Below are 20,105 nucleotides of genomic sequence, written 5' to 3'. Positions count from 1 at the left end.
TTCATTCTTTTTTTGCAAGTATTTTCTTATCTTGCAAGTGAAAACGTCAATACCTTTTTCACTCCATTTTCCAAAAGTAATTTCTTTGCTAAATGAAGGGTGGCACCTGTGGTGTAAATGTCATCAATCAAGAGCACTTGCTCTGGAAGCCTTTCATCATCTTTGATAGAAAATACCTGCTGGGTCTGCAATCGCTCTTCTCGTGTTTTACTAGATTGGGCAATACTATCTTCTTTTACAAGAAGTGAGCGATACGGTAATTTAGCACCCTCTAAAAAGGCGGTGACTTGGTTAAACCCTCTTTTCTGATAACGTGTGTCACCCACTGGAATAGGGACAAGCGTAAATTCTTTTTTATAATCCTTTAGAGCACGGTAAAAAACGCTGGCAAAGACTTGATGAAGAGCATAATCTCCTTGAAATTTATAGGTGCTAAAATACTCTTTCATGGCTTGGTTATATTGGAAACAAGCCTGATGTTGAACGATCTCTCCTTTTTTCTCCCATGCTATGCAATCCTGACAAATAGCATCTTCTCCCTTTTTAAAGCACCTTTTGCAGTGACTCTCACTAATCTCTTCAAATTCTGCCATACAATCCCCACAGGTAAAAACTTGCGGTTTCTTCAAAAGAAATACATCCAAAAAACGATAATGACTAACTAAAGGAGTATGGCAAAGTAAGCAATCACTCATAAGCCTGCCTCCTGATTCATCTGTTTGATTTCGTAAATAGCTTTCTCAATAGCTTGATTGGTCCCGTCTTGAAAGAAATACAAATCACCGGTCGGTCTCTCCATGCTCCGTCCGACTCGCCCCGCAATCTGCACCAAAGCACTTCGAGTAAACAGGCGATGATTAGCCTCCAGCACAAACACATCTACACAAGGAAAGGTCACTCCCCGCTCCAAAATGGTCGTGGAGACTAGAATAGTAAGCTCTTTCTTTCGAAATTGATCGACTAATTCAAGGCGATTTTCGGTTGTTGAGGCGACAAAACCTATCTTTTCTGTTGGAAAATAGGTTTGTAAAACAGCCGCAAATTCTTGTCCTCGTTTGATTTCTGAGGCAAATATCAGTAATGGAAAACCTATCTGTCTCTGCTGTTCAATCATTTTGTATAATTTAGGAGGTAATTTCTTTTTGGAGAGATATTTTTGAAAATCCGATAACCATACCTTTTGAGGAACAATCAAGGGATTGCCATGAAAGCGTCGTGGCAAACTTAAACGCTTCAATTTTCCTTTTTGAACTTGTCGGTCTAAGGAGTCTGTTGAGGTTGCCGTTAAAAATACGGTCTGACCTTCAACTTTAACAGACTGTTCAACAGCGTGATAAAGCATGGGATTATCTACATAAGGAAAGGCATCTACTTCATCTACTATCAGTAAGTCAAATGCTCGATAAAACTTAAGAAGCTGATGCGTCGTAGCAATCACTAAAGGACTGCGAAAATAGGGATCTGACTCTCCATGAAGGAGCGAAATCGGACATAGAAAATCCTCTTTTAAACGGCGATATAGCTCCAAACAAACATCAATACGAGGACTAGCAAGGCAGACAGCACCGCCACCGTCAATCACACGCGCAACCAGTGGATAAATCATCTCTGTCTTACCCGCCCCTGTCACAGCATGTACCAAAGTATTTTCTTTTTTCTCCCAAGCTGCAAGAAGCCCCTCTGACACCTTATTTTGAAAGTCGGTTAATTGTCCCTGCCATTTTAGCACTTGCTGGACTGAGTAAGCTTCTTGTGGGAAATAATAGAGAACTTCATCGCTTCGCACTCGTCCTAATAGTAGACAAGCTCTGCAATAATAAGCTCCAACAGGCAAACGTGACACTGTTTTATCCACAGGGCTAGCACAGCGATTACACCTCAACTCTCCCTTGACTTCTATCATACTAGGAAGTTCCTTGGCTTGCTCTCGCAAATCATCTGGCAAATCTTGACTGGTAAAGAGACGCCCTAAACAATCTTTTCTTTCTATCATACTTATTTATTCGCAGGGTTTGGCAAAAAGAGAGATTTTTTGTACAATAAGACTATGGAAATCAGAACAATCAAAGAGGAAGGTCAAGTCCAAGAAGAAATTAAAAAATCACGTTTTATTTGTCACATCAAACGAGTAACGACAGAAAACGAGGCACGAGATTTTATCACCGCCATCAAAAAGGAACATTACAAAGCAACCCATAATTGCTCTGCCTTTATTATCGGTGAAAAAAGTGAAATCAAGCGCACAAGCGATGACGGAGAGCCAAGTGGAACGGCTGGTGTCCCTATGCTGGGGGTACTTGAAAACCACAATCTGACGAATGTCTGCGTTGTAGTCACCCGTTATTTCGGTGGTATTAAGCTCGGAGCAGGAGGCTTGATTCGTGCCTATGCTGGAAGTGTCGCTCTTGCGGTAAAAGAGATCGGTATGGTGGATATCAAAGAGCAAGCTGGTCTTGCCATTACCATGTCTTATAGCCAATACCAAGAATTCCCGAATTTTCTTAAGGAAGTGAGCTTAGAAGAATATCACACAGACTTTACCGATCAAGTCTCTTCCCTCATCTATGTCGATAAAGAGAGAAAAGAAGACATCAAAATCCAACTTGTGGAGTTTTTCCATGGCAAAGTAACGTGTATAGACCAAGGTTTACGAGAGGTTGAAGTCCCTGTCAGCCTATAAGATAAGAAAAAGTTATCACAGCGATAACTTTTTTATATTTTACAAATATGCAATTCCCGCCTATACTAATGAGTAGAAATCATTCTGATAGAAAAGAGGGATTGCAATGAGTACTATTTACCAAAACATTACCGAACTTATTGGGCAAACACCCATTGTCAAGCTAAACCGTATCGTTCCAGAAGGGGCTGCGGATGTCTATGTGAAATTAGAAGCCTTTAATCCGGGGTCTTCGGTCAAGGACCGTATTGCCCTGAGCATGATTGAAAAAGCAGAGCAAGAAGGGGTACTAACGCCTGGTGCGACCATTGTGGAGGCAACGAGTGGAAATACAGGTATCGGACTTTCTTGGATAGGAGCAGCCAAAGGATACAAGGTTGTGATTGTCATGCCAGAAACGATGAGCGTCGAGCGTCGCAAGATTATCCAAGCTTATGGAGCTGAGTTGGTTCTGACTCCAGGAAGTGAGGGTATGAAAGGAGCGATTGCAAAAGCTCAAGCCATTGCAGCTGAGCGAAATGGCTTTCTCCCTCTGCAATTTGAAAATTCTGCCAATCCAGAAATCCATGAAAAAACAACAGGCGTGGAAATTCTGGAAGCTTTTAAAGGTCAAAAACTAGATGCCTTAGTCGCAGGAGTTGGTACAGGTGGGACTATCTCTGGAGTCTCTCATACCCTCAAAAATGAATTGCCAGATATTCAAATCTTTGCTGTTGAGGCTAATGAATCGGCTATCCTATCTGGTGAAAAGCCTGGAGCACATAAAATCCAAGGAATCTCAGCAGGCTTTATCCCAAATACCCTAGATACAGCAGCCTACGATGGCATTGTCCGAGTTTCTTCTGACCAAGCAATGCTACTAGGTAGAGAAATCGGTGGACAAGAAGGTTTCTTGGTTGGTATCTCATCGGCAGCTGCCATCTTTGCGGCTATTGAAGTCGCCAAAAAATTAGGCAAGGGGAAAAAAGTTCTAGCTATCGCGCCAGACAACGGCGAACGTTACCTATCAACTGCCCTCTATGATTTCCCAGCAATGTAAGGAAGGAATTTTTCTCGCTTTCAAATATCCACAATGATAAAAATAAGGTTGGAACCAGTTGTTCCAACCTTATTTTATATATCTATGCTCGATCTTTTAAAAAGTCCATGCTTTCCTTGATCCAAATCGGTAATTGCTTTCCTAAAGGCTCAAAGCCATACTTGTGATGGGCATTGGAGAACCGATGGTAGCGAGGCAGGCGATGCTTTTCTTCTTCGAGCGTTCGCATAGAAAGACTCGCTTTTTGTGTGTATTCGTCAAAATCAACGACCTGCACCTGCACTTCTTGACCCAGCTGCAAAAGCTCATGGATATCAGCAATATAGCCTGTCTTAATCTCAGAGATATGGATCAAACCTACAACCTGATTATCCAGCTCAACGAAAGCTCCATACGGCTGAATCCCTGTAATCTTTCCTTTTAATTTGTCACCAATTTTCATGCTTCACTCACTTCAATACTTTCCATAACGACATCCTCTAAAGGCTTATCCATGGCACCAGTCTCAACTGCGGCAATCCTATCAAGCGTCTGGTAAGACGCTTCATCCATGAGCTGACCAAAGACGGTATGACGACGATCAAGATGGGGAGTTCCCCCCTCTTTTGCGTAAACTGCCGCAATCTCCTCTGGCCAACCTCCTCGACTCAATTCCTTTTTAGAATAAGGAAGAGAGCTATTTTGAACGATAAAGAATTGACTACCATTGGTATTTGGACCAGCATTCGCCATAGACAGTGCTCCGCGGATATTGTACAACTCTGGTGAGAATTCATCTTCAAACGATTCTCCATAAATGGATTCACCCCCCATACCTGTACCAGTTGGGTCACCACCTTGAATCATGAAATCTTCAATGATTCGGTGGAAAATCACACCGTCATAGTAGCCATCTTTTGCAAGGGCGATAAAGTTTGCGACTGTTTTTGGCGCTTGTTCTGGAAAAAGCTTGATACGCAAATCACCATGATTGGTGTGAATAGTAGCTACCGGACCTTCTTCTTTCTCAACATCTAGCTGTGGAAAATGCAATTCTTTCTCAACCAATCCTAGTAGTTCCAAGGCTTTAAAGATTCCATCTTCTTCAACGGTATCTGTCACATAATCAGCCACTTCCTGAACTTTCTCGTGTGATATGCCCATGGCAATACTCATACCAGCATAGTCAAAGAGCTCCAAATCATTCAGCTCATCCCCAAAGACCAAAACATTTTCTGGCTTCAAACCTAAATGCTCCACAACTTTTGCCACGCCCACTGCTTTTGAGCCATCAACAGCAACCACATCAGATGAGTGCTCATGCCAACGAACCAAACGAAGCTTGTCTGATAAAGATTCGGGTAAAGTTAGGCTGTCGCCCTTATCTTCAAATGTGAATAGTTGATAAACATCATGGTCTTGGTAGAAGTCTGGATCAACTGGTAAGTCTGGATAGATAATATCCATCGCTTCACTAATCATCTCATTGCGAGTCGATAGGGCAGCTTCATCATTGTTGATAAATCCATAGTCAATCTCAACTTCCTTAGCCCACGTAATATAATTTTCCACAAGGTCTTCTTCAAGCTTATGTTGGTAAATGGCTTTACCTTTCTTATCCTCAACGTGAGCACCATTTAAGGTCACAAAAAAGTCTGGTTGCAAGGCCTTGATTTCAGGAACAACTCCAAAACCTGCACGACCAGAAGCAATCCCTGTAACAATTCCCTTGTCCTTTAACTGCTGAAAAACAGTCTGAATAGACTCTGGCATATAGCCTGTCTGTTTCACCCTCAAGGTATCGTCAATATCAAAAAAGACTAGTTTAATTTTCTTTGCTTTGTATTTTAGCTTTGCGTTCATCACATCTCCCTCTATTCTCTCAAAAATCTGATTCTTCTATTATACCACTAAAATTCTTCTTGTGGCACTAAATGATGTTGAAAAGCATAGACAACTGCCTGCGTACGATCACTCACATCAAGCTTTGCTAGGATATTAGACACATGGGTTTTGACGGTTTTTAGGGAAATGAAAAGCTCCTGTGCAATTCGTTGATTTTCATAGCCTTTTGCCAGCAAGCCCAAAATATCACGCTCTCGTGCAGTTAATTCCTCATGGAGAGCTTTCTCATGGCGTCTATTTTCCACTTTTTTCTTGACTTCTGTTTCAATCGCAAGCTCCCCATTTGCTACTTTTTGAAGTCCTGAGAGGATCTTATCTGCGCTAGAAGTTTTTAAAAGATAGCCTTTAGCACCAGCATCGAGGACAGGATAGATTTTTTCATTATCCAGATAAGACGTCAGTATGACAATCTTCGCCTCCGTCCATTCTTTCAAAAGCGCAAGAGTCGCCTCAATCCCATCCATCTCTGGCATGACAATATCCATCACGACTACATCTGGTCGTAATTCTAAGGCTTTCTCCACCCCTTCACGACCATTTGAGGCTTCACCAATGACTTCTACATCGTCTTGCATGTCCAAATAACTTTTTAAACCCAAACGGACCATTTCATGATCGTCTACCAATAAAATCTTCATCTTCTCTTCCTTTCCACAAGGGCACACGCACTGCAATCGAGACTCCCTCATTTCGTGCTGTCAAAATCTGCAATTCTCCTGCCATATCCTGCACCCTCTCCTCTATATTTTTCAACCCATAGCTCAGCTCATCTGCTTCATCTTGATGAAACCCAATTCCATCATCGATCATTTTCAACTGCAATTCTTGATCCAACTGATAGAGATAAACATCTAAGCGAAAAGCCTCGGCATGTCGTAGGGTATTGCTGATGATTTCCTGAGCAATGCGGAAAATGTGCTCCTCGATTTGCCGCGGAATCTCTCCTACCTCATGTTCAAAATGGACTTCAATCTCACTTTTATCCATCAATTCTTTCAAAATCATCTCAAGACCTGCTACCAAGGTCCGCCCTTCGAGTTCCATAGGACGGAGATGTAAAAGCAAGATGCGTAAGTCTTTTTGAGCAGTATCTAGTAAGCCTGATACGCTATCTAGCTGCACTAAGAGCTTATCCTGACTTCCTTTAGTAGCTTGATCTTTCACGCCTGATAAAATCATGCTTGCTGCAAATAATTCTTGACTGACCGTATCGTGCAAGTCTCTGGCAATCCGCCTACGTTCTTTTTCCACAATCATCTCTTCTGCCTGCAAGGCTTGATTGTCAAAGTTTTGCACACTTTCGGTTAACATTTGATACTTATCTCCCAAGATTTGAAAGGATTGATCCACATCACTCACCCCAAAAGGCTTGAGGCTTTTTCCCTCAAGGATGCTTTGCAGATTTTCCTGTACTTGACGAAAGACAAAATACTGCATGCTCTTTACCAAAAGCACTACCAAGAGAGTCAAAGCCAGTGTCACAACACAGATAAAGAAGAAAAATTTCTCAATTCTCTCTAAATCCTCTATGATAAATGCCCAATCCAGACCAAATAATTGGAATAAATAGTATAATAAAAATCCAATAATGAGAAAAATATAGAAGGAAGTCAGAATGTAATAGCCTTTTTTCATCGTCTGATAACCTCCACATTGCCTACAAAGGTCGCAAGAACAATCTTCACCGTTTTATTAGCCGTTTCAAAATCTGGACTTTTTACAGTCAGATTTTCATTGCGAAGATCATAAATCGGCTGATCCAAGAAGGTTAACTCCCCATACAGATGATTGACATTGAGACTCACTCCCACATCTACGGGCAAGATAATCCGTGTATTGCCCGCAACTTTTCTAAGAACAATCACATTGTCGTGCTGGGCCACAATCACACGCTCCAAGTGAATAGTGTCCTGTCCTGCCAAGCGACACAAATTGATATCATCAAAGCAGCAATGACTCTGGTCCGAAAAATGGTGCAGACTTCCCAACCAGCGATTTTTCTCAGATTTTGATGTTACATGCTCATCAAACTGCAAATCTATCTCTCTATTTTCCTTATAGAGATAGGGATAAGCCACAATCATGCCGTAGATAATCGCAAATAGAATCGAAGCAATCACAAATGGATTGAGCATAATCACGAAGAATAAGAGGAGGCTTGATCCAACAAGGAGCATACTATTTCTTTGCTTACCAAAATAATAATAAATGAGAAGCAAAAAGAGCACTAAAAATAGGAGCAGACGCGAGAAATGTCCTGATAAAATGGTGATTAAGGCAAGACTGAGTAAAATCACCTCAATCAAAATAAAAAATTGTAGTTTTCGCATAGCCCTTTCCTTTCTCGTTCTATTGTATCAAAATTTCAGATAAAAACCTCCTGTTGAGGTAGGAAATGCAATCAAAAAGAGCTGAGCCTAGTGGCTCAGCTGCTTTTATTAAGGTTCTGTACTGGAGGCAATGGTAGAAGAGGGTTGGCTCTCACTACTGCTACTCTCACTTGTAGTAGTACTACTACTTGAAGAAGTATTTCGATGTTCCGAGGTTACTTTGCTATTTGGTTCTTCATGACTGGACGAAGCAATCTCGGGTTTTGGTTCATATACATAAAGAATAATGTGAGAATTCTTCAGATTAAAGGACTGATTCGGCTCTGGACTTTGCTTGACAATAGAGCCTACTTCATAACCATAAGGATTATCATCTGGATTGTCTGTCGTTCGTTTTTCAATATTGGCTTCTTTTACGCCTAAAATTTGAGTGAGATTTTGAAATGCAAACTGCTCATAATTTGACCCTAGGTAACTAGGCATAATGGCATTTGCCGTAGCTTTTGCAACCCTGAGGGTAATTCGCTGTTTATCTCCACGGCTATAAACCATTCCTGCTTCTGGTGTCTGTTCAAAGACAGTTCCATCTTCAAAATCATTGGTCTCGACTTCCTCAATCCGAATCAAGTCTTTCGAAATCTTATGATTTTGAACTAAATCATTGACAGCATCTGCTCTTTTAACACCTGTATAATCCGCCATCTCAAAGGTATCTGGACCTTCTGAGACTACTAAATCTACACTGGTTCCTTCGCGACGTTGAGTTCCAGCTCTAGGCTCTGTCCGAATGACTGTACCAGTAGCAACATCTTCATGCTTTTCTATTTTTTCTCTACCGACTTTCAAGCCAGCCTCTTCAATGTCTGAGCGAGCCTGTGCAACAGTTTTCCCACTGACATCTGGCACTGTCGTACTAGATGGACTCAGCCAAATCAAAGCTCCTAGCGCTGCGACAACTAAGAGCACTGCAAAGAGCAATACCTTATAGCGTGTCCGCATTCTGCGTTTCTTCTTAGGTTTCACAACAGGAGCTGGGGGAGTTTTCCCTTTTTTCTTACTATTTGACTCAACAGGAGCTTTTTTCTTGACCACCTCTTGAACAGGAACTTGTGGCACTTTGGGCAAGGTCTTCGTATCTGCCTTGGTAGCATCATCAAAAATTAACTTTGGTTCATTGCGACGGTCATAGGAAAGACTACTCGATAAATCCACATACATCTCAGCAACCGACTGATAACGGTCAGTCAACTTTTTAGCCGTTGCCTTAATCACGACATTTTCCAAGGCTTGTGGAACACGAGGATTTTCACTGATAATCGATGGCAAAGGCTTTTGGAAATGCTGCAAAGCAATCGTTACAGCACTATCCCCATCATAAGGAATGTGCCCTGTCAACATCTCATAGAAGATAATCCCCATGGCATAGATGTCACTTTGCACCGTTGCCTTAGAACCACGCGCCTGCTCAGGCGACAAATAATGCACCGAACCCAGCATGGAATTTGTCTGGGTCAGGCTAGTTTCCGCAAAGGCTACCGCAATCCCAAAGTCTGTTACCTTGGCATTGCCATCTCGTGTTAATAAGACATTTTGCGGTTTTAAATCTCTGTGGACAATCCCTCTGGTATGAGCCAAACGCATGGCTAACAGAATCTGTCCCATAATCCGAACCGCTTCTTCATTGGACAAGTGACCCCGCTCTTTGATATGGCGTTTCAAATCCAGTCCTTCCACATATTCCATTGCAAGGTACTGTTGCCCGTCTTCTTCTCCAATGTCCGTTATCCGAACGATATGCGGGTGATCCAAATCTGCCATGGCACGAGCTTCTCTCTGAAACCGTGTCACCGCGACTGGATCGGTCTGGTAATTGGTCCTTAAAACCTTTACCGCGACCTCTTCCCCATCTAAAATCAGGTCTTTAGCTAGATAGACATCTGCCATCCCGCCACGACCAATTTGCTTGATGATTCGATACCGTCCAGCAAAAATTTTGCCGACTTGAATCATGCCAAGTCCTCCTCGGTTACATGCACAAGCGCAACTGTGATATTATCTAATCCACCTGCATTATTAGCAAAACGAATCAAGGTTTCTGCTTTTTCAGCTAGGGTAATGTCACTTGTGACAATATCATAAATCTCGCTATCTGAAATCATGTTGGAAAGACCGTCACTGTTTAGCACAAGGTAGTCATTTTCTTCCAAGGTTACCATACCTATATCTGGCTCAACTTCATCTTTTTGTCCGATCGATTGGGTGATGATGTTGCGTTGTGGATGACGTTCTGCTTCTTCTTTTGTTAACTGTCCTGCTTTTAAAAGGGCATTGACCAAGGAATGGTCACTCGTTAACTGCGTATAGTTTTCACCACGAATCAAGCCAATCCTAGAGTCTCCGATATGAGCATAAATTGCTTGATTGCCGATAAGCGCTAAAGCTTCAAGGGTTGTTCCCATGCCTTTATACGCTTCATCTTGACCAAATTGGTGAATTTTTTGATTTTCTTCTTCGATGTGAAGGGCAAACCATTCACGGACTTCGTTAATCGTAGAAATCTTGGTGTCAACCCATGCTGCACCAAGGTCTGTCACTGCCATTTCACTGGCAATATTTCCCGCGCGATGACCGCCCATCCCATCTGCCAAGATAATCATGCTCATGCCTGCACGATTGACAAATTGGTTGGTATAATCTTGGTTATTCGTTCGTTTCTGTCCAACATCTGTTAGCAATGAAATTTCCATACTGTTTCTGTCCTCCTATTAGACGATTCGTTTGAATTGGCTGATAAAGAAACCATCACTTCCATAGAGTTCTGGAGTAATGAGGATACAACCATCTTTTACAATATCCTGTCGTTTATGCTGTAAAGTAACCTGCTCAAAATTAGGATGTTCTGCCAAAAAACGTTTGACTACTTGACTATTTTCTTCTGATACAATCGTACAGGTACTATACGTTATTATACCACCTTTTCTCACACTTTGACAAACATTGTTTAATATCGACAGCTGAATTTCTTGTAAAGAGGTAAAATCAGCTGTTTCTTTATTGTACTTGATGTCTGGCTTACGACGCAAGAGACCGATTCCTGAGCAAGGTGCATCGACTAAAATCTTGTCAAAGGCATCTTTTCCAAACGTTTCAAAGACTTGTCTCGCATCCAGCTTTTTAGTGACGACTTTATCTGCCACACCGAGACGCGTAGCATTCTCCTCAATCAAGGCTAATTTATGGTCGTACAAATCAAGAGCCGTGACCAAGCCTGTCGTCAAGTAACTAGCTATATGAGCGGTCTTTCCACCTGGAGCTGCGCAGGCGTCAAGAACTGCTTCATCCCCTTCAAGGTTGAGGGTTGGTGCCACCAACTGGCTACTCTCATCTTGGATGGTAATCCGACCGTCTTTGAAAAATTCTGTTCCTGCAAAATGACCATGCGACTTGACCAAACCGACATCTGACAAGAGAGAGCGCTCTGCCCCTGTCGCCTCTTTTATGATTTCCACATCCTGAGGATTAGTCACACGTACACTGGCTTTATTGCGGATGAGCAAACTCTCAAAAATCTTGATTGCTCGCTCTTCTCCGTATTCGTCCATCAGCTTTTTCACCAGCCAGACAGGCAGAGAATACTGAATGGACAAGCGTTTGTTTTTTCGTTTGATGGCGGAAATATCCGGCAGTTCATGATCCACCAATTTTCTTAAAATAGCATTGACAAATTTATCCGTCCCTCGGCTTTTCTTAGCCAATTCAACCGCTTCATTGACAATGGCATGGTTGGGGATTTTATCTAAATATAACAGCTGATAAAGGCTCATCATGAGCAAATGGTAAACCCAAGTATCCAACTTATCTCGGTCTTCAATCACATGTGCTAGATACCACTCAAGCGTGATTTTCCGCATGACTGTGCCATAGACCAGCTCGGTCACAAGCCCCTTGTCTTTTTCTGATAGGGAAGAGGTTTTAAGAGCTTGATTGAGGGCAAGGTTAGCATAAGCCTCCTCATCAAAGACTTGTCCTAAGACCTTTAAAGCCAGACCACGCGCTGTTTCTTTCTTACTCACCAAAGCGATCTCCTACTGCTAATTTGCGGCCAAATCCATTTAAGAAGTCAGCAATCCCCATTTTCGGCTTGCCTGCTGGCTGAACAGTTTTCAGAGCTATTGCGCCTTCACCTGTTGCGATGAGCAATTCTTTCTTGCCAAGCGCAATAATTTCCCCTGGTTGTCCTGAGCCCTCAGCAAGATTCGCTTCATAAATCTTAAAGCGCTCACCATTCAAAAGAGTATGAGCTACTGGCCACGGATACATGCCACGAATTTGGTTAAAGACCTGACGATTGGTCTTCGCCCAATCAAGCCGCTCTTCTTCAGGGCTGATATTAGGCGAGAAGGTCACTTGACTTGGGTCTTGCGCTTCTGGTTTCAACTCTCCAGCGATATAGGCAGGGAGATTTTCCAGCAATAAATCACGTCCCACAACTGCCAATTTCTCAAACAAGGTGCCGACATTGTCCTCGTCTGTAATCGCAATAGCAGCTTTTGCAATCATATCGCCCGCGTCCATTTCCTTGACCATTTCCATCAAAGTCACGCCAGCTTCGCTATCTCCATTGATAAGAGCGTAGTGAATCGGTGCTCCACCGCGGTATTTGGGAAGAAGCGACGCATGGACATTGACTGCAAAGGACACGCTGTTTAACAGCTTGGTTGGTAGAAACTGACCAAATGCTGCCGTGACAATCCCGTCTGCACTAAGCGTCATCAATTCTTCTAATTCGCTACTGCCGGATAATTTTTCTGGCTGGTAAACAGGTAAGTCATGCGCCAAGGCTACTTCTTTGACTGGCGTCATTCGGATTTCTTTTTTTCTACCCACCGCACGGTCTGGCTGGGTAACGACTGCTAACATCTCATATCGGTCATCAGCTAACAAGCCTTTCAAAACCGTCGCTGAAAAATCAGGCGTTCCCATAAAAATCAATTTTGTCATCGTTCTCTTTCCTTTCTTACATAAAACTTTGAGGTTCTTGGTCAATCATCAAACGCAAGTCTTTCTGTCCCTTTTCCTGCCCAAAATCCAACACCTGATTCAAGGTTGTAGCTAAGTCATCCTCAAACCGATACTTGACAATAATCTGGTAATGATAGAGATTACGCGTCCTTGCAATGGGCTTTGGTGTCGGACCTAAAATCTGAATCTTCTCAGACAAGCCACTTCGTAAAATATCCATGACCTGATAGGCTTTGTTCACCACCTCTTCCTCACTCTTATGAGAAAGTGTAATGCCGACCGTATAATAGTAAGGTGGATAGCCAAGATTTCGTCGAATCCCCATCTCATAAGCATAAAAGCCTTCATAATCCTGCTTTTTAGCAAAAGAGATGGCATAATGCTGCGGATTGTAGGTCTGAATCAAGACCTGTCCCTCTTTTTCAGCCCGACCTGCCCGACCAGCGACCTGTGTTAGTAGCTGAAATGTACGCTCTGAAGAGCGAAAATCAGGTAAATTTAAAGCTGTATCCGCATTTAAGACCCCCACTAAGGTGACATTGGGAAAATCCAAACCTTTTGCGATCATCTGAGTCCCCAGTAAAATATCTGCTTCCCCATTTCCAAAAGCCTCTAAAATCGCTTCATGACTGCCTTTTTTGCGGGTCGTATCCACATCCATCCGCAAGATTTTAGCCTCTGGGAACAGCTCAAGAAGCTCATCATAAGCCTTTTGAGTCCCTGTCCCATAGTAACGAATGCTAGGACTGGCACAATTTGGACATTCTTTGGGAATCTCCTTAAAAAAGCCGCAATAATGACAATTCATGGTCTTGGTGTCCATGTGAAGGGTCAAAGAAATATCGCAGTTTGGACACTCATCCACAACCCCACATTCCCGACACATGACAAAGGATGAATAGCCACGGCGATTGAGCATGAGCACCACCTGCTCCTTTTTTTCTAAACGCTCAGCAATCGCAGAAACCAAGGCTGGCGTGAAATTACTCGCCTCTTGCTGACCGATATAATCTCTGAAATCCACCACTTCCACAGCTGGCACACGCGCCATCGGATTCGCTCGCTTGGTCAACTGCAAAAAATGATAAACTCCTTTTCCTGCTCGCGCTCTACTTTCCAAACTCGGCGTTGCAGAGCCTAAGACCAATACTGCTTGATTGTACTGCGCCCGCAAAATCGCGACATCTCTAGCATGATAGCGTGGATTCGCATCCTGCTTATAGGTCGCCTCATGCTCCTCATCAATGATAATGGCTCCAATATCTTTTAGCGGAGCAAAAATAGCTGAGCGAGCACCAACTACAACCTGGGCAGCTCCCTTTTCGACCTTCCGCCACTCATCGTATTTCTCACCACTAGAGAGAGCTGAGTGCAAAATCGCTACTTTTTTTCCGAAACGTCCGATAAAGCGATTGGTCATTTGGGGTGTCAAAGAAATCTCTGGAACAAGAACAATCGCTGTCTTGCCACGTTTTAGAGCCTCTTCGATGATTTGAAGATAGACTTCCGTTTTCCCACTTCCTGTAATCCCTTCTAACAAAAAAGGCTTACTGTCTTTTCCAATCTGATCCACAACGCTTGTCACCACCGCTTTCTGCTCGTCATTTAGGATAAGAGGACTGGTCTTTTCAACATCTTCAAAATAAACGCTAGAACGCTCGACTTCTTTTTCTACAACTCTTAGAAAACCTTCTGTGATAAAGTGATTCACCACCTCTCGAGAAAAGGCTTTTCTAAGTTCAGCTAAAATACCGTCTTGTCCATGCTCCAAGAGATAGTCTTGCAATTCTTGACGCTTCTTAGCACGATTCGAAAATACAGCTGCAACTAAACGCTCTCTATCGACTTGGTACCATTTTTCAGTCTTAATGTGCTTGTGATCCAAAGCCTGATACTCCATGTGAATCAAACCTTGACGTACTAGCCTCATCACGCGCGCTTGTAGAGCCACATCAAGGGAAGAAAAGCGAATGCTTTCTTGACCTTGGAAAATCTCCTCTGCTATTTCTTTTGGAAGTGTCTCTGTTTGATACAAAATCTTATCATAACTAGAATTCAAAAAACTCGGCAACATCGCCTTTAACAAAGTAATCTTGTAAGAGAAAACCGTCTTTCTCAACTCATCTGCCAACCATAATTGCTCTCTATTCAGCACTGGAGAAAAATCTAGTACCTCCGCAATCACCTTTAGGTCTTCTTCCTCTTCCTCAGCAAAATCGACCACAATCCCTTGAATCAAGCGATTCGCTCTTCCAAATGGCACATGAACTCTCATGCCCACTTGAAGCAACTCCTGCCATTCAGCTGGAATCTGATAACTATAAGGCTTGTCCGTTTGCATCAAGGACACATCCACAATCACCTTTGCAACTCGCATTTCTTCACCTCCTCTCATCTAATAAAAAGACAATAAAAGAGCGGAAAGAACGCAAACATCCGTCATTTTTGTTCCCCCTCACTCCTTCTGATGTTTCTCTTTGGAGAAAGCGAGCCTTAGATTTTCTCGCCTTCTTCTTTTTCTTTCGCAATTTGCTCTTTGATCTTGCGCTCTTCTTCTTCTTTACGACGGCGCTCTTCTTCCGCACGACGACGGACAGCCTCACGCTTAGCTTCTGGATCTGGATGAATCACGACATTGCCTGATTCAATCTCTTCCAAAGCACGCAAGGTTGATTTGATGGATTTGAATTCTTGAGTCGGCTTTGCTCCTGCTTCCAATTCATGCGCACGCTTGGCTTCTAAAATTACCAATGAATACTTGGATGGCACCTTATCTAACAAAGTGTCAATGGATGGTTTTAACATCATATCTCTTACCTAATTTCTAATTTTTTATGTCTTTTAGCATATCTTGGTAATGACCAATCACCCGATCAACTCGGAAATGCTCAGCTTCAATCACTCGTTTGACGCGCTCAGCCGCTAACGGTACTTGGTCATTGACAATCGCATAATCATATTCACGCATCAGAGCGATTTCTTCTTTAGCTTTTTCAATCCGCTCGGCGATGACTTCTGGACTATCTGTCCCACGTCCCACCAAACGATCTTGCAATTCTTCCAAGTCAGGCGGTGTTAAAAAGATAAAAACGGCATCTGGAACACGTTTCTTCACTTGAAGCGCTCCTTGAACCTCAATCTCAAGAAAGACATCAATCCCTTTGTCGAGCGTTTCATTGACATAGGTCAAGGGAGTTCCATAATAGTTCCCCACATACTCTGCATACTCTAACATCTGCCCTTGGCGAATCAACTCTTCAAACTCTTCACGCGTCCTAAAGAAATAATCCACTCCATCCACTTCACCAGGACGCTTAGGACGTGTTGTCATAGATACAGAATATTGAAATTGATTTTTGGAACTTTCAAAAATCTCACGTCGAACCGTTCCTTTTCCAACCCCTGAAGGGCCTGAAAAGACGATTAACAAACCACGTTCTGCCATTATATCTCCTTCACAATCTTTCCCTCTAGTCTATCAAAAAAATGCCTACTTTTCAACTCTTTTTTCTTTGAGGAATCAAGAAAAGAAAGGATAGGAGATAGAAATCCTCATTTCATCAAAAGTTGATTGTATAAGCTAGATAAGACCCCTACACAATCGTCTTTAAGAACCTGTATTCATAATCGAAGTCTTCTAATCGGGAGCTTATTTTACGATAATCAAGGCGTTTTTTTGAAGGAATATAGTTGTTTAGTTTTGATTTAGTACGAGACAACGAGTCGCAGACATAACTGGGACTACTGAGGATTATGACATAATCCTTATTTCCAACCTCCAACAGTCTCCCAGACTGTTAGAGCAAGACGAGTTAACAATGTAATAAATTAAAACTAAATGACTATACTGACTGTATTTCGAAAAAAAGCAAAGCTGAATAGCGAAAAATAAGCCTTGAGTAGAGTTGCTGAGCTGTGAATACAGGTTCTAAGTATAAAAAGGAGGTCAAGAACCAAGTCTCAACCTCTCTTTCTATTATTTCGCATAGTCTACTGCCCGCATTTCGCGAATAACAGTGACTTTGATATTTCCTGGATAGTCCAGATTATTTTCAATTTTCTCCCGAACGTTGTGGGCTAAAATGGTAATCTTATCATCCTTAATCTGACCTGGGTTCACCATAATCCGAATTTCACGACCTGCTTGAAGGGCAAAGCTAGTCTTGACACCTTCAAAACTATTGGCTATTTCTTCCAAGTCATGGAGACGTTTGATATAGCTTTCAAGGGATTCGCTACGCGCTCCAGGACGAGCGGCACTAAGTGCATCTGCAGCAGCGACAATCACCGCAATGACACTGTCTGGCTCGACATCACCATGGTGGCTAGCAATGGTATTCACCACTACCGGATGTTCCTTGTACTTACGAGCCAATTCTGTCCCAATCTCAACGTGGCTACCTTCGACTTCACGGTCAATGGCTTTTCCAATATCATGAAGGAAACCAGCTCGCTTAGCAAGACTCACATTTTCCCCTAGCTCTCCTGCGATAATACCAGAGAGTTTTGCCACCTCAATCGAATGACGGAGAACATTTTGCCCATAAGAGGTACGGAACTGCAAGCGTCCCATAATCTTCATGAGGTCTGGATGAAGATTTGGCGCCCCAATTTCATAGGCTGCTGCCTCACCATACTCACGGATACGATTATCAATCTCAAGACGATTTTTCTCTACCAACTCTTCGATACGAGCAGGGTGAATCCGTCCATCCTTCAACAAGGTCTCCATAGTCATCCGCGCAATCTCACGGCGAACAGGATCAAAACCAGACAAGGTCACCACTTCTGGCGTATCATCAATGATGACATCAATCCCTGTCAAACTTTCAAAGGTACGGATATTACGACCTTCACGACCGATAATCCGTCCTTTCATGCTATCATCTGGCAAATGCACCGTTGAATTGGTCTGCTCTGCCACATAATCCCCAGCAATTCGCTGCATAGCTTGAACTAAGATGTCCTTTGCAAGCTTATCCGAACGCTCTTTGACCTCTTGCTCTGCTTCACGAATCCGTGTGGCAATTTCTTTGGTCAGCTTTTCTTGTGTTTGCGTCAGAATAATGTCCTTGGCCTCTTGTTGAGAGAGGGCTGCTACACGCTCTAGCTCTGCTGTTTTTTGCTCTTCGAGCTCAGACAGTTTATCTTCGCGTTCATCAAGGTTCTTTGCCTTGTCAGAGATACTTTGTTCTCTCTGATCGAGTGTTTTTTCTTTGTTGGTTAAATTGTCATCTTTACGGTCAAGACTGGTCGCGCGTTCTGTCAAACGGCTCTCCAACTGTTTTAACTCTTGACGTTCAGACTTAAATTCTGCATCAACTTCCTCTCGATATTTTCTGGCTTCTTCTTTTGCCTCGAGTAGTGCTTCTTTTTTAAGGGACTTACTCTCATGACGGACTTCTTTCAAAATCAAATCCGCCTCACGTTCTGCTTGTCCTCGTAAATTAGTTGCCTCTTGTTCAGCATTTAAAAGAGTCAGTTCTGCAGCTTCTTTGAGGGATTTCATCCTCGCTGCAATACTGATATATCCAATGGCTAAACCAATGATGATGGCGAAAACAACTGCAAAAATCATTTCCATGCTTTCACCTCATTAAATGTTATATGAATTTAAAAATCCTTAACTATTTTATCATAAAAACGAAAAATTCACAAATCAAATTTTTAAAATGTTATCGCTACCATCCTTGACCCATCCATTTCTTATTTCTGCAACTTTTCAAAAAATATGCTATAATTCCCTTAGAAAGACAAAGGAGACTGCTATGACTAAAGAAGTTATTGTTGAAAGTTTTGAGTTGGATCACACGATCGTAAAAGCTCCCTATGTTCGCTTGATTGGTGAAGAAACTGGACCAAAAGGCGATATTATTTCCAATTTTGATATTCGCTTGGTGCAGCCAAATGAAGATTCTATCCCGACAGCAGGGCTTCATACCATTGAGCATTTACTCGCTAAATTGATTCGGACCCGCATTGATGGTATGATCGATTGCTCGCCATTTGGTTGCCGTACAGGATTTCACATGATTATGTGGGGACAACACACATCAACAGAAATCGCCCAAGTCATCAAAGATTCGCTTTCAGAAATCGCGACAGCTACCACTTGGGAAGATGTGCCAGGGACTACGATTGAATCTTGTGGAAACTACAAAGATCACAGCCTTTTTTCTGCCAAAGAATGGGCTAAATTGATTTTAGAACAAGGGATTTCAGATGATCCTTTCAATCGCAACGTCATCTAAAAACTTGAAGGAGTGGGATAAAATCGTGATTTCATAGAAATCAATTTTCCTCATTCCTTTATTTCTAAGTTCGATTTAACATCATCTACTGGATTCTTTTACTGCTACTTCTTACATATCAACATGACTTGTAAATATTGATTTACCTATATTTCACAGAATAGACAATCACATATCTATAAAAGAAACGAGGCTAGGAATTTTTCTCCTAACCTCGATTTTTTCTCTTATCGAACCTGTGTCAAGACGCCATCTTTCATTTCATAGACCTTGTCGCACTGCTCAATCATGCGGTGGTCATGGGTCACCATGATAATAGCCTTGTTGCGTTCCTTACTTTCTTTGGCAAGAAGAGCGACGACTTCAAAGGCTCGGTCGGTATCAAGGCTCGCTGTCGGCTCATCAGCTAGAATAAGAGCTGGGTCATTGTATAAGGCACGGGCAATCGCCACTCGCTGGCGCTCTCCTCCAGATAAATCCTTTGGAAACTTGGTCTTCAAATGCGCCACATCAAGCTCTGCTAACAGCTCTTCTCGCTTTTCCTTATTGGAAGATTTGTTAACACGATCGACCAATTCCAATTGCTTTTCCACCGTTAGGAAAGGGATAAGATTAGAAGATTGGAGGATAAAGCCAATGTCCTTGTAACGAAGCTGGGCTCGTTTCTTTTCAGGCAGGTTGGAATAATCCGCTTGGTTAATCGTAATCCGTCCAGCAGATGGGGTTTGCAAGCCCCCTGCCAAGGTCAAAAAGGTACTTTTCCCAGAGCCAGACGGGCCGATAATGGCTACAAATTCGCCTGCTTCAACACTGAAATTGGTTGGCTTGAGGGCGGTAATGGTCGCCTCTCCGTCCTTAAACTGTTTACTGATATTTTCAAATACTAAAGTGCTCATTTC

General features: G+C 42.5%; 19 protein-coding genes. 3 read left to right on the top strand and 16 right to left on the bottom strand.

The features are described 5' to 3' along the window. Nucleotides 1–26: 26 nt before the first annotated feature. Together AB1I63_10585 and AB1I63_10580 are read right to left on the bottom strand one after the other, a co-directional pair. Complete coding sequence (locus AB1I63_10585) at nt 27–695, bottom strand: ComF family protein (protein ID MEW4355270.1); 669 nt, start codon at nt 693–695, stop codon at nt 27–29. Next, entirely contained in the window at nt 692–1,993 is a 1,302-nt protein-coding gene (locus tag AB1I63_10580; protein MEW4355269.1) for a DEAD/DEAH box helicase, read from the bottom strand. The genes AB1I63_10585 and AB1I63_10580 overlap by 4 nt, the downstream gene beginning before the upstream one ends. A gap of 54 nt (nt 1,994–2,047) precedes the next feature. On the opposite strand from AB1I63_10580, the gene AB1I63_10575 reads away from it, so the two are divergent. Both AB1I63_10575 and cysK read left to right on the top strand, forming a co-directional pair. Then, nucleotides 2,048–2,680 carry a YigZ family protein gene (locus tag AB1I63_10575; protein MEW4355268.1) on the top strand — a complete coding sequence of 211 codons (633 nt, stop codon included), beginning with the start codon at nt 2,048–2,050 and terminating at the stop codon, nt 2,678–2,680. A 106-nt stretch (nt 2,681–2,786) separates the two neighbouring features. Further along, on the top strand, nt 2,787–3,719 hold the full coding sequence (gene cysK / locus AB1I63_10570; GenBank protein MEW4355267.1) for a cysteine synthase A: 933 nt from the start codon (nt 2,787–2,789) through the stop codon (nt 3,717–3,719). Nucleotides 3,720–3,801: 82 nt separating this feature from the next. Here cysK and AB1I63_10565 read toward each other — a convergent pair whose 3' ends face one another. From AB1I63_10565 to AB1I63_10505, 13 genes are all read right to left on the bottom strand, one after another. Further along, on the bottom strand, nt 3,802–4,161 hold the full coding sequence (locus AB1I63_10565) for a S1 RNA-binding domain-containing protein (protein MEW4355266.1): 360 nt from the start codon (nt 4,159–4,161) through the stop codon (nt 3,802–3,804). Further along, nucleotides 4,158–5,561, bottom strand: a complete 1,404-nt coding sequence (locus tag AB1I63_10560) for a Cof-type HAD-IIB family hydrolase (GenBank protein MEW4355265.1) — start codon at nt 5,559–5,561, stop codon at nt 4,158–4,160. Before AB1I63_10560 ends, AB1I63_10565 begins: the two co-directional genes overlap by 4 nt. A 47-nt stretch (nt 5,562–5,608) precedes the next feature. Next, the gene (locus AB1I63_10555) at nt 5,609–6,241 is read right to left on the bottom strand and encodes a response regulator transcription factor (protein ID MEW4355264.1); all 633 of its coding nucleotides are present in this window, start codon (nt 6,239–6,241) and stop codon (nt 5,609–5,611) included. After that, entirely contained in the window at nt 6,213–7,238 is a 1,026-nt protein-coding gene (locus AB1I63_10550; protein ID MEW4355263.1) for a sensor histidine kinase, read from the bottom strand. Before AB1I63_10550 ends, AB1I63_10555 begins: the two co-directional genes overlap by 29 nt. Further along, a complete protein-coding gene (liaF, locus tag AB1I63_10545) occupies nt 7,235–7,933 on the bottom strand; it encodes a cell wall-active antibiotics response protein LiaF (protein ID MEW4355262.1) in 699 nt (232 codons plus the stop codon). Before liaF ends, AB1I63_10550 begins: the two co-directional genes overlap by 4 nt. Nucleotides 7,934–8,041: 108 nt before the next feature. Beyond that, complete coding sequence (gene pknB, locus AB1I63_10540) at nt 8,042–9,943, bottom strand: Stk1 family PASTA domain-containing Ser/Thr kinase (protein MEW4355261.1); 1,902 nt, start codon at nt 9,941–9,943, stop codon at nt 8,042–8,044. After that, complete coding sequence (locus AB1I63_10535) at nt 9,940–10,680, bottom strand: Stp1/IreP family PP2C-type Ser/Thr phosphatase (protein ID MEW4355260.1); 741 nt, start codon at nt 10,678–10,680, stop codon at nt 9,940–9,942. Before AB1I63_10535 ends, pknB begins: the two co-directional genes overlap by 4 nt. Before the next feature lie 18 nt (nt 10,681–10,698). Then, on the bottom strand, nt 10,699–12,009 hold the full coding sequence (gene rsmB / locus AB1I63_10530; protein ID MEW4355259.1) for a 16S rRNA (cytosine(967)-C(5))-methyltransferase RsmB: 1,311 nt from the start codon (nt 12,007–12,009) through the stop codon (nt 10,699–10,701). Beyond that, the gene (gene fmt, locus AB1I63_10525) at nt 11,999–12,934 is read right to left on the bottom strand and encodes a methionyl-tRNA formyltransferase (protein MEW4355258.1); all 936 of its coding nucleotides are present in this window, start codon (nt 12,932–12,934) and stop codon (nt 11,999–12,001) included. Before fmt ends, rsmB begins: the two co-directional genes overlap by 11 nt. A gap of 16 nt (nt 12,935–12,950) precedes the next feature. Continuing rightward, nucleotides 12,951–15,332, bottom strand: a complete 2,382-nt coding sequence (locus tag AB1I63_10520) for a primosomal protein N' (GenBank protein ID MEW4355257.1) — start codon at nt 15,330–15,332, stop codon at nt 12,951–12,953. Nucleotides 15,333–15,448: 116 nt separating this feature from the next. Beyond that, nucleotides 15,449–15,763, bottom strand: a complete 315-nt coding sequence (gene rpoZ, locus AB1I63_10515; GenBank protein ID MEW4355256.1) for a DNA-directed RNA polymerase subunit omega — start codon at nt 15,761–15,763, stop codon at nt 15,449–15,451. A 16-nt stretch (nt 15,764–15,779) separates the two neighbouring features. Beyond that, on the bottom strand, nt 15,780–16,403 hold the full coding sequence (gene gmk / locus AB1I63_10510; protein ID MEW4355255.1) for a guanylate kinase: 624 nt from the start codon (nt 16,401–16,403) through the stop codon (nt 15,780–15,782). A 528-nt stretch (nt 16,404–16,931) separates the two neighbouring features. Then, a complete protein-coding gene (locus tag AB1I63_10505; GenBank protein MEW4355254.1) occupies nt 16,932–18,539 on the bottom strand; it encodes a ribonuclease Y in 1,608 nt (535 codons plus the stop codon). Between the two features lie 184 nt (nt 18,540–18,723). Here AB1I63_10505 and AB1I63_10500 point away from each other — a divergent pair, with 184 nt between their 5' ends. Then, nucleotides 18,724–19,206 (top strand): S-ribosylhomocysteine lyase, encoded by a 483-nt coding sequence (locus AB1I63_10500; GenBank protein MEW4355253.1) that lies wholly within the window; start codon nt 18,724–18,726, stop codon nt 19,204–19,206. A gap of 227 nt (nt 19,207–19,433) precedes the next feature. Here AB1I63_10500 and AB1I63_10495 read toward each other — a convergent pair whose 3' ends face one another. Beyond that, complete coding sequence (locus AB1I63_10495) at nt 19,434–20,102, bottom strand: ABC transporter ATP-binding protein (GenBank protein ID MEW4355252.1); 669 nt, start codon at nt 20,100–20,102, stop codon at nt 19,434–19,436. Nucleotides 20,103–20,105: the final 3 nt, after the last annotated feature.

Source organism: Streptococcus pneumoniae, assembly GCA_040719455.1.
GTDB lineage: Bacteria > Bacillota > Bacilli > Lactobacillales > Streptococcaceae > Streptococcus > Streptococcus pneumoniae_G.
This window is presented reverse-complemented; position numbering and strand designations above follow the sequence as displayed.